Consider the following 15,904-nt stretch of genomic DNA (forward strand, 5'->3'; position numbering starts at 1 on the left):
ACGACGACTCCTGTCCGGCAACGTCCAGCGAAGGACCCGCCCATGTCGAACACACAGGTCGCCCGGCCCGCTCGCGGCTGGCGCGCGGAGATCACCCGAATGCAATGGCTCGTCCTGCTGGGGACGACGATGGGCTGGGCCCTGGACGGCTTCGCCGGAAGCCTGTACGCACTGGTCCTCGGCCCGGCCATGACCGAGCTGTTGCCGCACAGCGGCGTCGCGGTGGACCCCGACGCCATCGGGTTCTACGGCGGGCTGACCGTGGCCCTGTTCCTCGCCGGCTGGGCGGTCGGCGGGCTCCTCTTCGGCATCCTCGCCGACTACTTCGGGCGGGTCCGGGTGCTGTCCGCCGGCATCGTCACCTATGCGGTGTTCACCGCGCTGGCGGCGTTCGCCGACACCTGGTGGCAACTCGGTGTCCTGCGGTTCGTCGCCGGGCTCGGCTCGGGCGTCGAGGCCCCGGTCGGGGCCGCGCTGGTGGCCGAGGTGTGGCGCAACCGCTACCGGGCGCGGGCCTGTGGCGTGATGATGTCCGGCTACGCCGCCGGTTTCTTCATCGCCGCGCTCGCCTACCAGTTGCTGGGCGACCACGGCTGGCGGCTGATGATGGGCATCGCGGTGGCACCCGCCCTCCTCGTGTGGTTCATCCGCCGCTACGTTCCCGAGCCCCCGGAGATCCAGGGCGCCATCGCGGCACGCCGGACACGGAAGTCGCAGGGGCAGGTGGCCGCCGCGGACCAGTTCGTCCTGCGCCGGCTGCTCGCCGCGCCGTTGCTGGGCAGGACGGCGATCTGCACGACGCTGGCCACCGGCTCGCTGATCGCCTTCTGGAGCGTGTCGACCTGGTATCCCCAGATCATCCGCCAGATGACCGCGGCCAGCGCGATGTCCCCCAAGACCGCCAACAGCCGCGTCGCGGTCGCCTCGATGCTGTTCAACGCGGGCGGCGTCCTCGGCTATGCCTCATGGGGCTTCCTCGCCGACGCGTTCGGGCGGCGCAAGGCCTTCGCCATCAGCTTCGCCGTCTCCGCCGCGAGCGTCGGCTTTCTCTTCCCCTTCCACCACGGCTACGGCGAGTTCCTTCTCGCCCTGCCGGTCGTCGGGTTCGGCCTGTTCGGGGCCCTGTCGGGCACCTTCGTCTACGGCCCCGAACTCTTCCCGCCCAGCGTGCGCGCCACCGGCATGGCCCTGTGCAACAGCATCGGCCGGTCCATCACCGCGGCCGGCCCGCTGGTGGCCGGTGTCATCGCCACCTCGTGGTTCGGCGGCGACCTGGGCCTGGCGACCACCTGTGTCGCCGCGGTCGGTCTGATCGCCGTGGCCGGACTCGCCTTCGCGCCGGAGACCCGCGGCGCCGAGCTCCCCAGCGACCCCATCGACCTCGGCCCGGATCAGGCACAGCCACCGACCGGGTCGACCACCAGCAAGGAGATGTACACATGAACGCGTACGACGGCGCCACCGCCGTGGTCATCGGCGGATCGATCGGCGGGCTCACCACCGCGCTCCTCCTGCGCGACCTGGGCTTCACCGTCGACGTCTTCGAGCGGACCCCCACCGCACTCGACGGACGCGGAAGCGGCATCGTGCTCCAGCCGGACACCCTGCGCTGGTTCACCGAGCGCAGTGAGCAGCATCCGGAAAACCTCAGCACCTCCACGGACTGGGTGCAGTACCTGGACACCGACAACCAGATCCTGCACCGCGAGCGCCGGACCTGGAGCTACACCTCCTGGGGCACGTTCTACCGCGCCCTGCTCGGCGACTTCGGAACCGATCGCTACCACCTGGGCGAGTACGCCTGCGGTTTCGACCAGGACGAGCGATCCGTCACGGTGCGGTTCGTGAGCGGGCGTGAGGTGACGGCTGACCTGGTGGTCTTTGCCGATGGAATCACCTCCGTCGGGCGCCGGCGCCTCGACCCGGCCGCGGATCTCACCTACTCGGGATACATCGGCTGGCGCGGCACGGTCCCGGAGAAGGACCTGTCCGAGGGCACCCGTGAGCTGCTGAAGGACTCCATCAGCTACACCGTGGTGCCCCACTCGCACATCACGCTCTACCCGATCCCCGGCGAAGGCGGGACCGGGCCGCAGGACCGGCTCATGAACTACGTCTGGTACCGGAACGTGCCCGAGGGCCCCGAGCTGGCCGAGATGCTGATCGACAAGCGCGGCTTCGCCGGCACGGTGTCGATCCACCCCTCCCAGGTCCAGGACCGCTACGTGGACGAGATGCGGGACGCGGCGCGGCGGATGCTGTCCCCCGCGGCAGCCGAGGTGGTGACGTCCACGACCACGCCGTACATCCAGGTCGTCTCCGATGTGCGCGCGTCCCGGATGGCCGAGGGCCGGGTGGCCCTGATCGGCGACGCCGCGTGTGCCGCCCGGCCGCACGCCGCGGCCGGCACCGCGAAAGCGGCGGCCGACGCCTGGGCCCTGGTCGGTGCCCTCCAGGAAGCGGAGGGCGACATCGGCGCCGCCCTGCGCACGTGGGAGCCGGTCCAGCTCGAACTCAGCGCCAGGCTGCTGGAGCGGGTCGTGGCCATGGGCGAGCGGTCCCAGTTCTCGAACACCTGGAAGCCCGGCGACCCGAGCCTGCGCTTCGGTCTCTACGGCCCCGGGCGCTGACACCGGCCCCGCCCGCCCTCGACCCACCACGGATCACACCCAAGGAGAAAACGATGACCAGTGACAACTTTCTCGCGGACCTGCCTCTGGCAGGCGACCTCGTCGCCACTGGATTCGACGGATGGCCGCAGGAACTGCGCGCGGAGTTCGAAGCGCACTCCCACGACGGCCGGGTCGGCTCCCGGCTGCTGAGCGAGACACCGCGGGTGCGGGTCTGGGAGATCCGGCTCGCCCCCGGCGAGCGCTGGCACGCCCACCGGCACGTCCTCGACTACTTCTGGACCGCGGTGAACGCCGGCCGCAGTCGCCAGCACACGCACGACGGTACGACCCGGGAGGTCTCCTACCACGCCGGGGAGACCCGTCACTTCACCTTCGGCCCGGGCGAATACCTGCTGCACGACATCGAGAACGTCGGCGACACCGAGCTGGTCTTCACCACCGTCGAGCACCTCGACAGCGCCAACGCGCCACTGGACATCCACGGCGATGCGTCGGACGCCCGGCAGGAGGGACAGGCGTGATCAGCACCCCACTCGCCGAGGGCGTCATCGACGTCCACGCCCACTGGCTGCCCGCCGAGCTGTTCCACCTCCCCCCGGGCGCTCCGTACGGGGGCATGCACGACCGCGACGGCGAACTGCACCTCGGCGAGGTCCCGCTGTCCATTCCGACCCGGGCGATGAGCGACGTCCCCGCGATCCTCGAGGACATGCGCGCCAAGGGCGTGGGGGTACGGGTCCTGTCCGCGCCGCCCTTCGCGTTCCCCGTGGGCGGCGTGCCGGGGGCCGGTGCCTATGTGACGGCGTTCAACGACGCGCTGTCCGCCGTGGTCTCCGACTCCGGCGGCAGGCTCGTGGGGCTCGGCCTGGTCGGCCTCGACGACGCCGACGAGGCCCGGGCCCAGATGGAGCAGCTGGCCCGGACCGACGGCATCGCCGGGATCGCGATCCCGCCGCTGCTCGCCGGCCGCTCGCTGGACCGGGGCGCGCTGCGCCACATCCTCACCGACGCCGCGGATCTCGGTCTCGCCGTGCTCGTCCACCCCATGCAACTGCCCCGGCCCGAGTGGTCGGAGCACTACCTCTCCAACCTCGTCGGCAACCCCGTCGAGAGCGCCACCGCCGTCGCCGCGCTCATCCTGGGCGGAGTCAAGGAGCAGTTGCCACGGCTGCGGATCTGCTTCGTGCACGGCGGTGGCTGCGCACCCTGGCTGCTCGGCCGGTGGACCCACGGCTGGCAGACCCGGGCCGATGTGCGCCGCCACTCGACCCGGCCGCCGGCGGAGGTGTTCGGCGAGCTCTTCTTCGACAGCGTCACCCACGACCCCGGACCACTGGGGCTGCTGGCCGCGCAGGCCTCCAAGGGCGGCGTCGTCTGCGGGAGCGACTACCCGTTCGACATGGCCCAGCCCGACCCCGTCCGCTTCGCCACCGACCACGGGCCCGACGCCGGGACGCTCACCGCCAACGCGCGGGCGTTCCTCGGGCTGTGACGGGCCCGGCGCCGAGACCAGCGGACAGACCGCTCCAGCCGTTCCAAACCGTTCCGAGAAGGGAACCCACCGTGTCAGACATCTCCCTGGCCGAGCGCCAGGCGGTCGGAAAGGCCCTCAGACGGCTGGGCCCGCTGGTCCTGCTCCTGTACACGGCCGGCTATCTCGACCGCGTCAACCTCGGGACCGCCGCGCTGACGATGAACGCCGACCTCGGCATCACCACCTCCGCCTTCGGCTTCGCCACCGGGATCTTCTCGGCGGGCTACATCGCCCTGCAGCTCCCCGGCAATCTGGCGCTGGGCCGGCTGGGCCCGCGGCGCTGGCTCGGGCTGCTCACCATGTCCTGGGGTGTCGTCGCCGTGCTGTCGAGCCTGATCCAGGGCGAGGGCAGCCTCATCGCGAGCAGAATCGCCCTGGGCGCCGTCGAGGCAGGAATGCTTCCCGGGATGTTCATGTACCTCACGATCTGGTTCCCGCCGCGGATGCGCGGCCGGGTCACCGCTCTGGTGTGTCTGCCGTTCTACGCGATCCTGGGTACGCCGCTGTCCGCGGCCATCATCCAGTACGCGCACGGCCTGCTGGGAGTGGCCGGGTGGCGGTGGATGTTCATCCTGGAGGGAGTGCCGACGATCATCCTCGGCCTGGTCCTGCTCCGCTTCCTGACCGACTCCCCGGCGACCGCCACCTGGCTCACCGAGCCGGAACGGGAGGCCCTGCTGGGGGTCACCACGGCGGAGACGGCCACGGAGAAGCCGAAGATCCGGTTCAGTGATGTCCTCGAGCGCCTGCGCGACCTCCGCCTGGTCACCCTCTCCGTGGGGGTGAGCCTCCTGTGGGTCGGCTTCGTCGCCATCACCTCGTTCCTTCCGCTGATCATCACCGGCTTCGCCGAGCAGGCCCACACCGAGCTGAGCGTGGTCCAGACGGGCCTGCTGTCCGGGTCCGTCTACATCCCCGCGACGCTCGTCGCCCTGGTATGGGTGTCCAGCTCGGACCGGCGCGACGAGCGGGTGTGGCATGTGGCCTGCGGCGCGCTGCTGGCCGCCGGCGGTACCGTACTGGCCGCCAACACCACCGGTCTGTGGCTCACCCTGCTCGGTACGGTCCTGCTCACGTCCGGTATCTATGCCGCCCTCTTCCTGATGTGGCAGATCCCGGTCGGACACCTGCGCGGACCCGTCGCCATGTCCGTCGGGATCGCCCTGACCACGATGCTCGGCAACATCGGCAGCTTCCTGGCCCCTTACATCGTGGGATGGCTGCGCGACGCGACCGGGAACTACAACAGCGGCCTGTACTTCATCGCCGCCTCGCTCGTCGGCTGCGCCGTCGTCACCGTGGCCGGCAACCGGATACGGGCACACACCGCCACCTCCCACACCTCCGCCCCGCACCACGGCGACCTCGAAGAAGTCACCGCCCCCTGACGAAGGACGAAACACCTTGCTCACGATCGACCACATCTCGCTCGGGTCCCGCAACATCTACGCGGGCACCGAACAGCTCTGCGCGGAAACCGGGTTCGGGCAGTACGAGGGGGGCTGGTTCCCGCACCTCGGCATCGCCAACCGCATCGTCCCGCTCGGCCCTGACCAGTACATCGAAGTCGAGAGCGTCATCGACGCCTACGCACCGCGGACCAACCCCAGCGCCCGCTGGTTCTACGACCAGATCGAGGGCGGCGACGTGTTCATCGGCTGGTGCCTGCGGGTCGACACGCGCGACGAACTGCAGAAGCTGGCCGAGCACTTCGGCACCGACATCATCGACACGCCACTGCGCAAGCGGACGGACGGCGTGCAGCGCAACGCGATCCGTGTCCCCGAGACGATTCCCTGCTGGCAGCGGGGAGTACCCAACGTGTTCCTGATCGAGGACCTCTCCGAGCACCCGGGGGCGCAGCCGCGCGACGGGCAGCGCGACACACCCCAGGGGATCACCTGGATGGAGGTCGGCGGCACCGAGGCGGACATGCGTGCGTGGCTGGGCGACGGCGCCGCCGACCTTCCCCTGAGGTACAACGGCGGACGTCCCGGTCTGTACGCGGTCGCCGTGGCCACGGACGAGGGCGAGGTGGTGATCCGCCGCACAGCGGTCACCGAGCCCCGGCGCTGACGTCGTCGCTGCCCGGAGGGCTGGATGTGATCTTGGTTGGCCGGCGGCTCGGGGGAGTCAGACCAGACCGTCCAGCGCGCGGGCGACCGCGGCCGCGGTGATGCCCTCGGCCCGGTTGTCGAACACCAGCCGACGGCCGCCCGCCCAGCGGCACACGTTGTTCTGCGCCTTCTGCCAGAAGCTGTCCCAGTCGGCGAGCTTCGACCGGTCCCTTCCGTAGCCACGTGCGCGGACGCGTTCGCGGGCGGTGTCCGAGTCCACCTGGACCCGCACCACCACGGGCTCGGCATGGCGCGGCCAGGAGTGCCGCTCGGCGACCTCGTCGAGGTAGTCGGGCCGGGAGAAGTAGCGGCCGAACGGAGCGTCCAGCACGACCGGTCGGCCCGTGGCCAGGTTGTCCCTGGCCAGATCGAGGATCGTCAGATACTCGAGGTCCATCACCACGGACTGGTAGTACGGGTTGAGGTCACGCTCCGTCCTGTCCGTACCGGCGAGTTCGAGAAGTGCTTCGGTGAAGCGGTTGCAGGCGGTGTCCTTGTCGATGTAGGCGGCACCGGACAGCTCGGCGAGCAGCCGGGCCACGCTGGACTTTCCGGACCCGGCCGGCCCGATCACGAAGAAGGCCCGTGGGGTGGTCATATGCGGCTCTCATGGGTGAAGGGAGCGGGGCGGGCCGCATCGGCCCGCCCCGCGCCGTGTCAGGCGGTGACGGCGGCCCGGCGGTCCTTGACGAAGAACAGGTAGGAGACGGCGCCGACGAGCAGAAGCACTCCGCCGACGAGGAAGACGAAGGTGTAGTTGTCGCCCGTGGCGTCAAGGATGGCACCGGTGGCGATGGGGGCCATCGCGGCCCCGAGGAAACCGCCGAAGTTCTGGATCGCGCCCAAGGAGGCCACCTGGTGCGGCTCCGCTATGTCGGAGGCCAGGGTCCACAGGCAACCCATCGGTACCTGGGCGGCGAAGTAGCCGACGGACAGCAGGGCGATCGCGAACGGAGTGCTCTCGACGTACGCCACGGGAAGGACCGCGGCGGCCGCCAGCACCGCGCCGCCGACGATGGGGACCTTGCGGGAGGCGACCGCGGTGAAGCCCCGGCGGATCAGGCGCCCGGAGAGGAGGCCGCCGAAGAGGACACCGGCGATGCCGCAGAGGTAGGGCAGGGAGGACAGCCAGCCGGTCTCCGAGAGGCTGAAGCCGCGGGAGGTCTGCAGATAGCTGGGCAGCCAGGTCAGGTAGACCCACACCGTGTAGAAGATGCCGAAGGCACCGAGGATCATGAAGACGGTGTTCCGCTGCCGGAACAGCTGTCCCCAGCTCGCCTTCTTCTGGTCCGTGCCTTCGCGGGCGGCGCCGGCTCGCCCTGCTTCGCGGGCCTCGGCCGCCGCCTGCTCGCCCTTGATCAGCGCCATCTCGCGCAGGGTGGGGTCCCGGTGGACGCGCAGCCACACCAGCATGACGAGGATGCCCAGCGCGCCCACGATGATGAACATGCCGCGCCATCCGAAGCTCAGCATGAGGACGGTGAGGAGCGGCGGAGCGATGGCGTTCGCGATCTGCGATCCCGTGTTGACGATCGAGATCGGCAGGGCGCGCTCGTCCTTGGCGAACCAGGTTTCGTTCACCTTCAGGCTGGCCGTGAAGAAGGGGGACTCGGCCACACCGAGGGCCACGCGGGCCGCGTAGAGCAGGCCGAAGGAGTTCGCGGCCGCCGTGACCATTCCCATCAGCGACCAGAGGCCGGCCGCCCAGGCGTACATCCGCTTGGCGCCGAAGCGGTCGACGAGGTAGCCGGCCGGGAGGTTGGCGATGGCGTACGGCCAGGCGAAGGCCGCGAGCAGCAGCCCCATCTCGGTGGAGTTCAGGCCGAACTCCTTGGAGATGGTGGTGTTGGCGACGCTCAGGGTGGCGCGGTCGAGGTAGTTGACGACACCGCCGATCACCAGGAGCGCCACCAGGACCCAGCGGATGCGGATCGCTTTTCTCAGGTGTGTGCCGCCCGTGTCGAGAGATTCGGGCGTGAGGGACTGCTGGGCCATGGGGAGCTCCTGGGAGAACGGCCTTGCGGGGTTGGGGACGGGGGTGCGGGGACGGGGATACGGAGGGGACGCGGCCGGGAAGTGGGGAGAGGGACCGGCTCGTCGGCGCTGCTCGTCGGCGTTACGCCCGTGCGTCTTCGATGGCGCGCAGGATGCTCGAGGCGGCCTCGGTGACGCGCCGGTAGTCGCCGTCGGGACGGGCGGCCTTCGTGACGAAGCTGCCGACCCCCACCGCGACGACGCCCGCGTCGAACCAGTCCTTGACGTTGTCCGGGGTGACGCCGCCCGTGGGCATCAGCGGTGCCTGCGGGAGCGGGGCCCTGACGGTCCGGACGTACTGCGGGCCCAGGAACTCGGCCGGGAAGAGTTTCACGATGTCGGCGCCCGCCTGCATCGTGTCCACGATCTCCGACGGGGAGAAGGCGCCGCTGACCGTGACGGCCTGGTAGCGGTTGGCCGTGGCGATCATCGCGGGGTTCAGGTTGGGGCTGACCAGCAGCCGTGCGCCGGCCGAGACACAGGTGTGTGCCGCGTGCTCGTCCAGCACCGTGCCGGCACCGACGACGACCCCGTGGGCCGCGTAGCGGTCGGAGAGTTTCGAGATCACGTCCAGGGCGCCCGGCACCGACAGGGTGATCTCCAGCGCCCGTATGCCGCCCTCGATCGCCGCTTCCGAGACGGCCAGGGCTTCCTGGGCGCTGTCCAGGCGGACGATCAGAAGGGCACCCGTATGGGTGATCGATTCCAGATCTTTAAACTTTGTTACCATGGCGGCACACGCTAGAACATGGTTTCACAATTTGTCACGCCCTGAGTGAGGTGAAGTTAGGCTGATCACCGCCGGGCCCCGTCCCCGAGGTATCGGGCAGACGCAGTGAACGAGGAGACGCATTGAGCAGGGCACCCCTGATCCCCGAGCAACGCCATCAGGAACTCCTCCGCTTGCTGAGGAGCAGCGGACTGCTCAGCATCCGTGACCTGACCGCTCGGCTGAACGTCTCCCACATGACGGTGCGCCGGGACATCGCCGCCCTGGAGAAGAGCGGTCAGGTGGTCTCGGTACAGGGCGGGGTCAGGCTGGCGGACTGGACCGGCCACGCGCCGCCCCGCGAGCGGGCGTCGCGGGCGGCGCTGGAGATGCCCCGCAAGCGCGCCATCGCCGACCGGGCCGCGCGCCTCGTGGAGGACGGCATGGTCGTGTTTCTCGACGCGGGCACGACATGCCAGTCGGTCGTGCCGTCCCTGGCCGCCCGCCGCGACCTCACCGTCGTCACCAATGACTTCCACGCCGTACTGGCGCTCTGCGACCTTCCGTCCGTGCACACCATCCACACGGGTGGCGAGGTCGATGTGTCGAGCGGTTCGAGCAGCGGGCCGCTCGCCGCCAAGGCGATCGGCGCGCTGAACATCGACCTGTGCTTCCTGAGCGCCGGCTCCTGGGATCTGTCCCACGGCGTGACCAGCCACTCGACCGAGAAAGTGCTGCTCAAACACGCGGTCATGGAGGCGGCTTCCTCGGTCGCCCTGCTCGCCGACAGCACGAAGTGGGGCACCGTCGAGCGGTTCAACGTGACCGCCCTCGACAGGCTCGACACCATCGTGACCGACGCGGGGCTGCCCTCCGCAGTGGCCGACCGCATCGCGGAAGAGGGGCCGACCGTGCTCCGCGCGAACTGACGCGCCTGGCCGCACCAGTTCACACGTCCGCGGATCCGCTACGGCGTCCCGACCGCGCGACCTCGTCCCTCAGCAAGGCGGCCGGTATGTGTGCTGGGGAAAGTACTGGCGCCATTCGGCCCGGGGCATGGCGGGGAAGGCCGTGTCGCAGATTCGAGAGGCGACACGCTCGGCGCTGGGGTCCCACAGGAGTGCGGTCCAGTCCTCGCCGCCGGTGGCGAGGGTTCGGCCGTCGGGGCTGAAGGCGAGCGTGTCGACCGGCTTGGTGTGGCCGGTCAGAAGGGCCACCTCCTGGGCGTCACCGTGGCCGACGACGTCGTACAGCCGCACGGTGCGGTCCGAGCTCGCGGTGGCCAGCGTCCGCCCGTCCGGGGCGAACGCGACGGACATGACGCCGTCGGTGTAGCCGGAAAGCCGGCTCCGCAGCACCGGACGACGGGGGTCGGCGAGATCCCACAGCCGTACGGTGCGGTCTTCGCTGCCGGTGGCCAGGGTGCGGCCGTCGGGGCTGAACGCGACCGATTTCACCACGTCGGTGTGGCCGACGAGGACGGCCAGGCGCCTGGGGTGGCGTCGGTCGGTCACATTCCACACGCCGGCCGTGCGGCTGCGGTCCCCCACGGCCAGGGTGCCGCCGTCGCGGGAGAACGTCACGGAGTCCACCGCGCCCGCTCTGTGCAGCGCGGAAACAGGACGGGGATGCCGGATGTCCGTCACGTCCCACAGGCGCACCACGCCCCGCTCACCGCCGGTGGCCAGGGTGCGGCCGTCGGGGCTGAACGCCACCGTGTTGACGTGGCCGACGCCGGATGGCAGGACACCCAGCGGGCGGAGACGGTGGGCTGCCGCCGTGTCCCACAGCCGTACCGTGCCGTCGGCACTGCCACTGGCCAGGGTGCGGCCGTCCGGCCGGAAGGCCACGGAGTTGACCGGGCCGGTGTGGCCGGTGAGCGGGGGCAGCTCGCGGGGGCGGCGCAGGTTCGTGAGACTCCACACGCGGACGCCTCGGTCGTAGCTGCCGCTGGCCAGCAGATGTCCGTCAGGGCTGAAGGCGACCGAGTAGACCGAGCTGCTGTGGCCGGCCAGGGCCGGTCCCGGGAGATCCCACAGACGTGCGGTCTGGTCCGCGCTGCCGGTGACCAGGGTGCGGCCGTCGGGGCTGACGGCGAGCGATCCGACAACGCTGGTGTGGCCCGAGAGAACCCCCAGTTCACGGGCGGGCCCGGAAGCGGTCACCGCCCACCGGCGCACGGTGGCGTCGGTGCTGCCGCTGACCAGGGTGCGGCCGTCGGGGCTGAAGGCGACGGCGTTGACCACGTCGGTGTGCCCGCTGAGCACGTCCACCGGACGGGCGTGGCGCGGCGTGGCCACGTCCCACAGCCGCACCTTGAAGTCGGCGCCGCCGGTGGCCAGCCTGCGGCCGTCCGGGGCGAACGCCATCGCGGTCACCGCGCCGCCCGGTCCCGCGTCGGCCGACAGCTGCCGCGGACGCCCGCCCGAGGCGGTCACCGCCCACAGCCGCACGGTGCGGTCGGCATGGCCCGTGGCCAGCTTCCGCCCGTCCGGGCTGAACGCCACCGCGGTCACGGCGGTACGCGCCTGCGACGCGGCGAGGCGGCGCGGCCGGTGGTCAGGCGACAGCCGCCACAGCCGGATCGCCTTGCGGGCGACCGTCGCCAGCGTTCTCCCGCCGGGGCCGAACCCCAGCCCGACGACCGGGCCTTCGCCGACCGACAGGCGCGCCGAGAGCCGGGGCTGCCGCACATCGCCGACGTCCCACACCGCCACCGCGCCGTCCTCGTCCCCCGCGGCCACCAGACGGCCGTCGGGGCTGACGGCGAGCGTACGGACGGGGCCGGCCAGGCGGGGCAGCGCGCCGAGCTCACGCGGCCGGTGAGGATTCGAGACCCGCCACAGGCGCACGGTCCCGTCGGTGTCGCCGGTGGCCAGCACCCGGCCGTCGGGGCTGAACGCCACCGCGGTGACCACGATCCGCCGACCCGTCAGCTGTGTGGCGTACGGAGTGGCGAACGTGCTGAGCAGCGCGCCGCGCGCCTCCGGGGTGGGCGACAGTCGGTAGGCGGCCAGGCTCACCTGGGCGGCCAGGGCGGGGTTGGCCGCCCGTACCGCCGCGGCCTTTTCGGCGGCCCGCTGCGAACTCGCGGCGTCGCGCTGTGCGTCGGCGGCGTCACGCTGCCGATCCGCCGACCGCTGCGCCACGACGGCGAGGACCGCGGTCGTGGTCGCCAGCACGAGCAGGACGCTCAGCAGCGCCACCGCCAGGTGCCCCAGCCGGACGCGCCGCCGCGCCGCCGCCTGCTCTGCCGCCCGGGCGGCAGAGCTCGCGTCCAGGAACTCCCGCTCCGGCGCGGACAGGGACGTGCGGTCGAGTCCGGTGGCCATGGTGAGCCGGGTGCCCCGGTACAGCGCGCCGGGGTCCCGCCCCAGCGCCTCCCAGACCTGTGCCGCGTCGGTGAGCCGGCGCAGGGTGCGGGTGGCGTCTCGGTCCTCGGTCAGCCATCTGCGCAGCCGGGGCCAGCACCGGATCAGAGCCTCGTGGGCCAGTTCCACCCGGTCGCGGTCCAGCGTCAGCAGCCGCGCGGCGGCCGCACGGTGCAGGACGGCGTCGAGGTCACCGCCGCCGGCCCCGGCCAGTCCCTCCAGCTCCTCCAGGCGGGCCGGCCGCCCGGTGTCCTGCGTACCGTCTCCCAGGGCGGTCAGCCGCACGAACACCCGCCGGGCCAGCTTCCGGTGCTCCCCGTCCAGTCGCCGGTAGAAGTCCTCCGCGGTGCGCACCAGGGCGCCCTCGAGCCCGCCCGCCCTCTCGAACGCCTCCAGCGTCAACGCGTTGCCACGCCGCCGGCGCCAGGTCTGGAGCAGCGCGTGGGACAGCAACGGCAGCATCCCTGGCTGGGCGTGCGCCTGGGCCGTGAGCGTCGCCAGCAGCGCCCCCTCGACGCTGAGCCCGGCCCGGTGGGCCGGCTTCACCACCGCCCGGCGCAGCTCGTCCAGACTCATGGGCCCGACCGGCACCTGCGCATCGCGCATCGCCTCCACCAGCGGGGCGTTGTGGGTGCAGTACGGGTAGAAGTCGGCCCGTACCCCCAGCACCACCCGGCACCGGCCGGCCTCGGCCGAAGCGGCGGCGACCAGTGACTCGATGAAACAGTCCCGCTCGAAATCGTCCCGGCACAGGGTGAAGGCCTCCTCGAACTGGTCGACGACCAGCACCACATCACCGGCGGCCCCATCGGCGCCGGCGGTGATCTGCCGCACCATGCGGCCCAGGTTCTCCGGATCCTCCTTCAGCTCCTCGTACAGGCCGCCCGGCATGACTCCCGCCAGCGCGCCCAGCCGCACCGCGCACTCCTCCAGCGGCCGCGGCCCCGGCGTCAGCACCACCGTCGTCGCCGCGTCCGCCAGGCGCGGCACCAGCCCCGCCCGCAGCAGCGACGACTTGCCCGAACCCGAGGCCCCGATCACCACCACGAACCGCTGCCGCTCCAGTCGCCCGGTCAGCTCGTCCACCAGTTGTTCCCGGCCGAAGAACCACTCCGCGTCCTGCTCCCGGAAGGACCGCAGTCCCGCGTACGGCGAGGCCGAGTCGGACTCTTCCGCCGGGTCGAGGGCGGAAGGCCCTTCACCGAGGCGTTCCGCCGCCTCCCGCCACCGCTGCTCCCACTCGCCCACGTCCCCCTCGCACGCGCGCACGTACGCCAGCGTCACCGCCAGCGTCGGCAGCCGCTGTCCGGAGGCCGCGGAGGACAAGGTGGAGATCGAATAGTGCGCCTGCTCCGCCAGTTTCCGGTACGGCGGATTGCCTGCCTTCTGCCGCAATTGCCTCAGGCCCGCGGCGAACTCCACTAACGGGCCGTCCCCCGGCTCCAGCGGTCGCTCTCTGCGCGGCATCGCCGCACCTCCCCCTTGTTCGCGCACGTCCTGGTCTGCGCGGCGCCGTCACATTTTTCAGGACTTGATTGTTCGGCACCAGAGCCCGAGCCCGAACAACGCCCGAGCCGCTAGACCTGGAGCGGACGGGCCGGCCGCGACCGCGGCGGCGACGGACCGTTCCGGGTCGCGGTGTCGGTCGAGGGGGAGGAGCGTTGCGGTGAACGGGTGGTGGGTGGTGTTGCCGGATACCGAGGCCGCCGCCGCGTTGGCGGAGCGGCTGCTCCACGGCGAACTCGACGAGGGGGCATCGGAGTGTCTGCGGCACGCGTCGGGCAGGCCGTGGCTCCTCGGCCGGCGGGCCGGCGGACGCATGCTCGTCGTCGAGGCGGGGGCCACGCGGCTCGCCCTGGCGGGCCGGTTCGCCGTCCCCCCGAAGGTGTTGCGGCGGAGGGTCGCGCGGGTCCGCGGCGCGCAGGAGGTGGAGCAGGCGGTCGCCGGGCTGGCGGGCAGCTTTCACGTACTGGCCTCGGTGGACGGAAGCGTATGGGCACGGGGGACGGCTTCGGCGGCGTGTCGCGTCTTCACCGCGCGCGTCGACGGCGTGCCGGTGGCGGCCTCGGACGCTGATGTGCTGGCCGAGCTGGTCGGTTCGGCGCCGGACATGGAGATGCTGGCGGCGCGGCTGCTGGAGCCCGGGGTGTCATGGGCGGCGTTGGGCGGGCGCACGATGTGGCAGGGAGTGCGTGCCGTACGGCCGGACGAGGCGCTGATGTGGCACCGCGACGGCAGCGGACGCGTGGTGCGCTGGTGGCGCCCCTCCGAACCGGTCCTCCCGCTGGCCGAGGCGGCACAGGCGGTGCGCACCGCGCTGGTGGAGGCCGTGGACACGTGTACGGCGGGCGGGGGAACGGTCAGCGCCGACCTGTCCGGCGGGCTGGATTCGACGAGCCTGTGCTTCCTGGCCGCCCGCGGTGGCGCCGCGTTGGTGACGGCGCGCCGGGAGGGTGCGGACGCGCGCGATGACGAGGCCGCACGGGCCGACGAGGCCGCACGGGCACTGCCCGAGGCCACCCATCTGGTGATCGGGCGGCATGAGACGCCCGACTGGTTCGCGGGCGCAGGGTCGCTGTGCCTGGCCGCGCAGGAGCCGGGCCCCTGGACGCGGGACGTCGCGACCCTGGACGACCTGCTGCGCCGCGTCCGGGCGCACGGATCCCGTCTGCATCTGGGCGGCGGAGGGGGCGACGAGCTGTTCACCCCCTCCCCCTCCCACTGGATCGACGCCTTGGCACAGCGCCCCGGGATGGTGCTCCAACGGGCCCGTCGTCAACGCCTCGACCGCCGCGTCAGCCGCTGGGCCATGCTGCGGGCGCTGACGGACCGGCGGGGCTACCACCGGTGGCTGCTGGAGGCAACCGACCACCTGACCGCCCCGCGCGCCCATGAGCCGGTGGATCACCTCGGTTGGCAGCCGGCGCCCCGCATGCCCGCGTGGGCCCTGCCGCAAGCCGCCCGGTCGGCGCGGGACGTGCTGCGGGAGGCTGCCGAACACTGCCCGGAGCCGCTGGCTCCGCACCGCGGTGTCCACGGCGTACTGCACGGGATACGGGAGGCCGGCAACACCGTGCGCCTGATCAACAAGTCCCTGCCCGGCCCCGATCTCGCGCTGCCCTACACCGACGACGCCGTGGTGGCCGCCGCCACGTCCGTCCACCCGTGGGAGGCCGCGGCCCCGGGATGCTTCAAACCGCTGCTGACCACCGCGATGGCCGACATCGTTCCCGAGCAGGTCCTGTGGCGCACCACGAGGGGCCACCACGGTGCGGACTTCTCTCGTGCCCTGGAGCGGCAGCGGGGCGAGATCCTCACCCTTCTGGACGGTTCACTGCTGGCCGAGGCCGGCCTGATCGACCCCGACCACCTGCGCGGCGTCACGCACTCGCACGCCCGGATCGCCGACCTGGCGCCGCTGATGTCCACGGTGGGCTGTGAAATCTGGCTGCGCTCACACGAGCGGACACCACATCACCTCACGTTCGCACCGCGCCGCTGACCGG

At 71.8% G+C, this 15,904-nt stretch carries 12 protein-coding genes; 8 read left to right on the top strand and 4 right to left on the bottom strand.

Translation table 11 applies throughout. The features are described from left to right. The first annotated feature begins 42 nt into the window (after positions 1 to 42). From ACFZDL_RS08605 to ACFZDL_RS08630, 6 genes are all read left to right on the top strand, one after another. Positions 43 to 1,443 carry an MFS transporter gene (locus ACFZDL_RS08605; protein WP_353589801.1) on the top strand — a complete coding sequence of 467 codons (1,401 nt, stop codon included), beginning with the start codon at positions 43 to 45 and terminating at the stop codon, positions 1,441 to 1,443. Continuing rightward, a complete protein-coding gene (locus ACFZDL_RS08610; RefSeq protein WP_353589802.1) occupies positions 1,440 to 2,630 on the top strand; it encodes an FAD binding domain-containing protein in 1,191 nt (396 codons plus the stop codon). The genes ACFZDL_RS08605 and ACFZDL_RS08610 overlap by 4 nt, the downstream gene beginning before the upstream one ends. A 53-nt stretch (positions 2,631 to 2,683) precedes the next feature. Next, positions 2,684 to 3,154, top strand: a complete 471-nt coding sequence (locus tag ACFZDL_RS08615) for a hypothetical protein (RefSeq protein WP_353589803.1) — start codon at positions 2,684 to 2,686, stop codon at positions 3,152 to 3,154. Beyond that, positions 3,151 to 4,125, top strand: a complete 975-nt coding sequence (locus ACFZDL_RS08620) for an amidohydrolase family protein (RefSeq protein ID WP_353589804.1) — start codon at positions 3,151 to 3,153, stop codon at positions 4,123 to 4,125. The genes ACFZDL_RS08615 and ACFZDL_RS08620 overlap by 4 nt, the downstream gene beginning before the upstream one ends. Before the next feature lie 71 nt (positions 4,126 to 4,196). Beyond that, positions 4,197 to 5,555, top strand: a complete 1,359-nt coding sequence (locus ACFZDL_RS08625) for an MFS transporter (protein WP_353589805.1) — start codon at positions 4,197 to 4,199, stop codon at positions 5,553 to 5,555. Between the two features lie 16 nt (positions 5,556 to 5,571). Next, complete coding sequence (locus tag ACFZDL_RS08630) at positions 5,572 to 6,243, top strand: VOC family protein (protein WP_353589806.1); 672 nt, start codon at positions 5,572 to 5,574, stop codon at positions 6,241 to 6,243. A 57-nt stretch (positions 6,244 to 6,300) separates the two neighbouring features. Here the strand turns inward: ACFZDL_RS08630 and ACFZDL_RS08635 are convergent, their stop codons facing one another. From ACFZDL_RS08635 to ACFZDL_RS08645, 3 genes are all read right to left on the bottom strand, one after another. Beyond that, positions 6,301 to 6,882, bottom strand: a complete 582-nt coding sequence (locus ACFZDL_RS08635; protein WP_353589807.1) for an AAA family ATPase — start codon at positions 6,880 to 6,882, stop codon at positions 6,301 to 6,303. Positions 6,883 to 6,941: 59 nt separating this feature from the next. Beyond that, positions 6,942 to 8,279 carry an MFS transporter gene (locus ACFZDL_RS08640; RefSeq protein ID WP_353589808.1) on the bottom strand — a complete coding sequence of 446 codons (1,338 nt, stop codon included), beginning with the start codon at positions 8,277 to 8,279 and terminating at the stop codon, positions 6,942 to 6,944. A 121-nt stretch (positions 8,280 to 8,400) separates the two neighbouring features. Next, positions 8,401 to 9,048: a bifunctional 4-hydroxy-2-oxoglutarate aldolase/2-dehydro-3-deoxy-phosphogluconate aldolase gene (locus ACFZDL_RS08645; RefSeq protein WP_353589809.1), complete on the bottom strand. Its 648-nt coding sequence runs from the start codon at positions 9,046 to 9,048 to the stop codon at positions 8,401 to 8,403. A 122-nt stretch (positions 9,049 to 9,170) separates the two neighbouring features. Between ACFZDL_RS08645 and ACFZDL_RS08650 the strand changes: the two genes are divergently transcribed. Beyond that, positions 9,171 to 9,956, top strand: coding sequence for a DeoR/GlpR family DNA-binding transcription regulator (locus ACFZDL_RS08650; RefSeq protein ID WP_353589810.1), 786 nt, complete (start codon positions 9,171 to 9,173; stop codon positions 9,954 to 9,956). Positions 9,957 to 10,025: 69 nt separating this feature from the next. Here ACFZDL_RS08650 and ACFZDL_RS08655 read toward each other — a convergent pair whose 3' ends face one another. After that, on the bottom strand, positions 10,026 to 13,865 hold the full coding sequence (locus tag ACFZDL_RS08655; RefSeq protein WP_353589811.1) for an XRE family transcriptional regulator: 3,840 nt from the start codon (positions 13,863 to 13,865) through the stop codon (positions 10,026 to 10,028). 199 nt (positions 13,866 to 14,064) lie between these two features. Here ACFZDL_RS08655 and ACFZDL_RS08660 point away from each other — a divergent pair, with 199 nt between their 5' ends. Then, entirely contained in the window at positions 14,065 to 15,900 is a 1,836-nt protein-coding gene (locus tag ACFZDL_RS08660) for an asparagine synthase-related protein (RefSeq protein ID WP_353589812.1), read from the top strand. The last annotated feature ends 4 nt before the right edge of the window (positions 15,901 to 15,904 follow it).

It is taken from the genome of Streptomyces sp. NPDC007917, assembly GCF_042959105.1.
Taxonomy (GTDB): Bacteria; Actinomycetota; Actinomycetes; order Streptomycetales; family Streptomycetaceae; genus Streptomyces.

Excerpts from the sequence above, each read along its gene's own strand:
- ACFZDL_RS08645 (WP_353589809.1), bottom strand. The coding sequence starts at position 9,048 with ATGGTAACAAAGTTTAAAGATCTGGAATCGATCACCCATACGGGTGCC.
- ACFZDL_RS08615 (WP_353589803.1), top strand. The coding sequence starts at position 2,684 with ATGACCAGTGACAACTTTCTCGCGGACCTGCCTCTGGCAGGCGACCTC.
- ACFZDL_RS08610 (WP_353589802.1), top strand. The coding sequence starts at position 1,440 with ATGAACGCGTACGACGGCGCCACCGCCGTGGTCATCGGCGGATCGATC.
- ACFZDL_RS08635 (WP_353589807.1), bottom strand. The coding sequence starts at position 6,882 with ATGACCACCCCACGGGCCTTCTTCGTGATCGGGCCGGCCGGGTCCGGA.
- ACFZDL_RS08605 (WP_353589801.1), top strand. The coding sequence starts at position 43 with ATGTCGAACACACAGGTCGCCCGGCCCGCTCGCGGCTGGCGCGCGGAG.
- ACFZDL_RS08655 (WP_353589811.1), bottom strand. The coding sequence starts at position 13,865 with ATGCCGCGCAGAGAGCGACCGCTGGAGCCGGGGGACGGCCCGTTAGTG.
- ACFZDL_RS08640 (WP_353589808.1), bottom strand. The coding sequence starts at position 8,279 with ATGGCCCAGCAGTCCCTCACGCCCGAATCTCTCGACACGGGCGGCACA.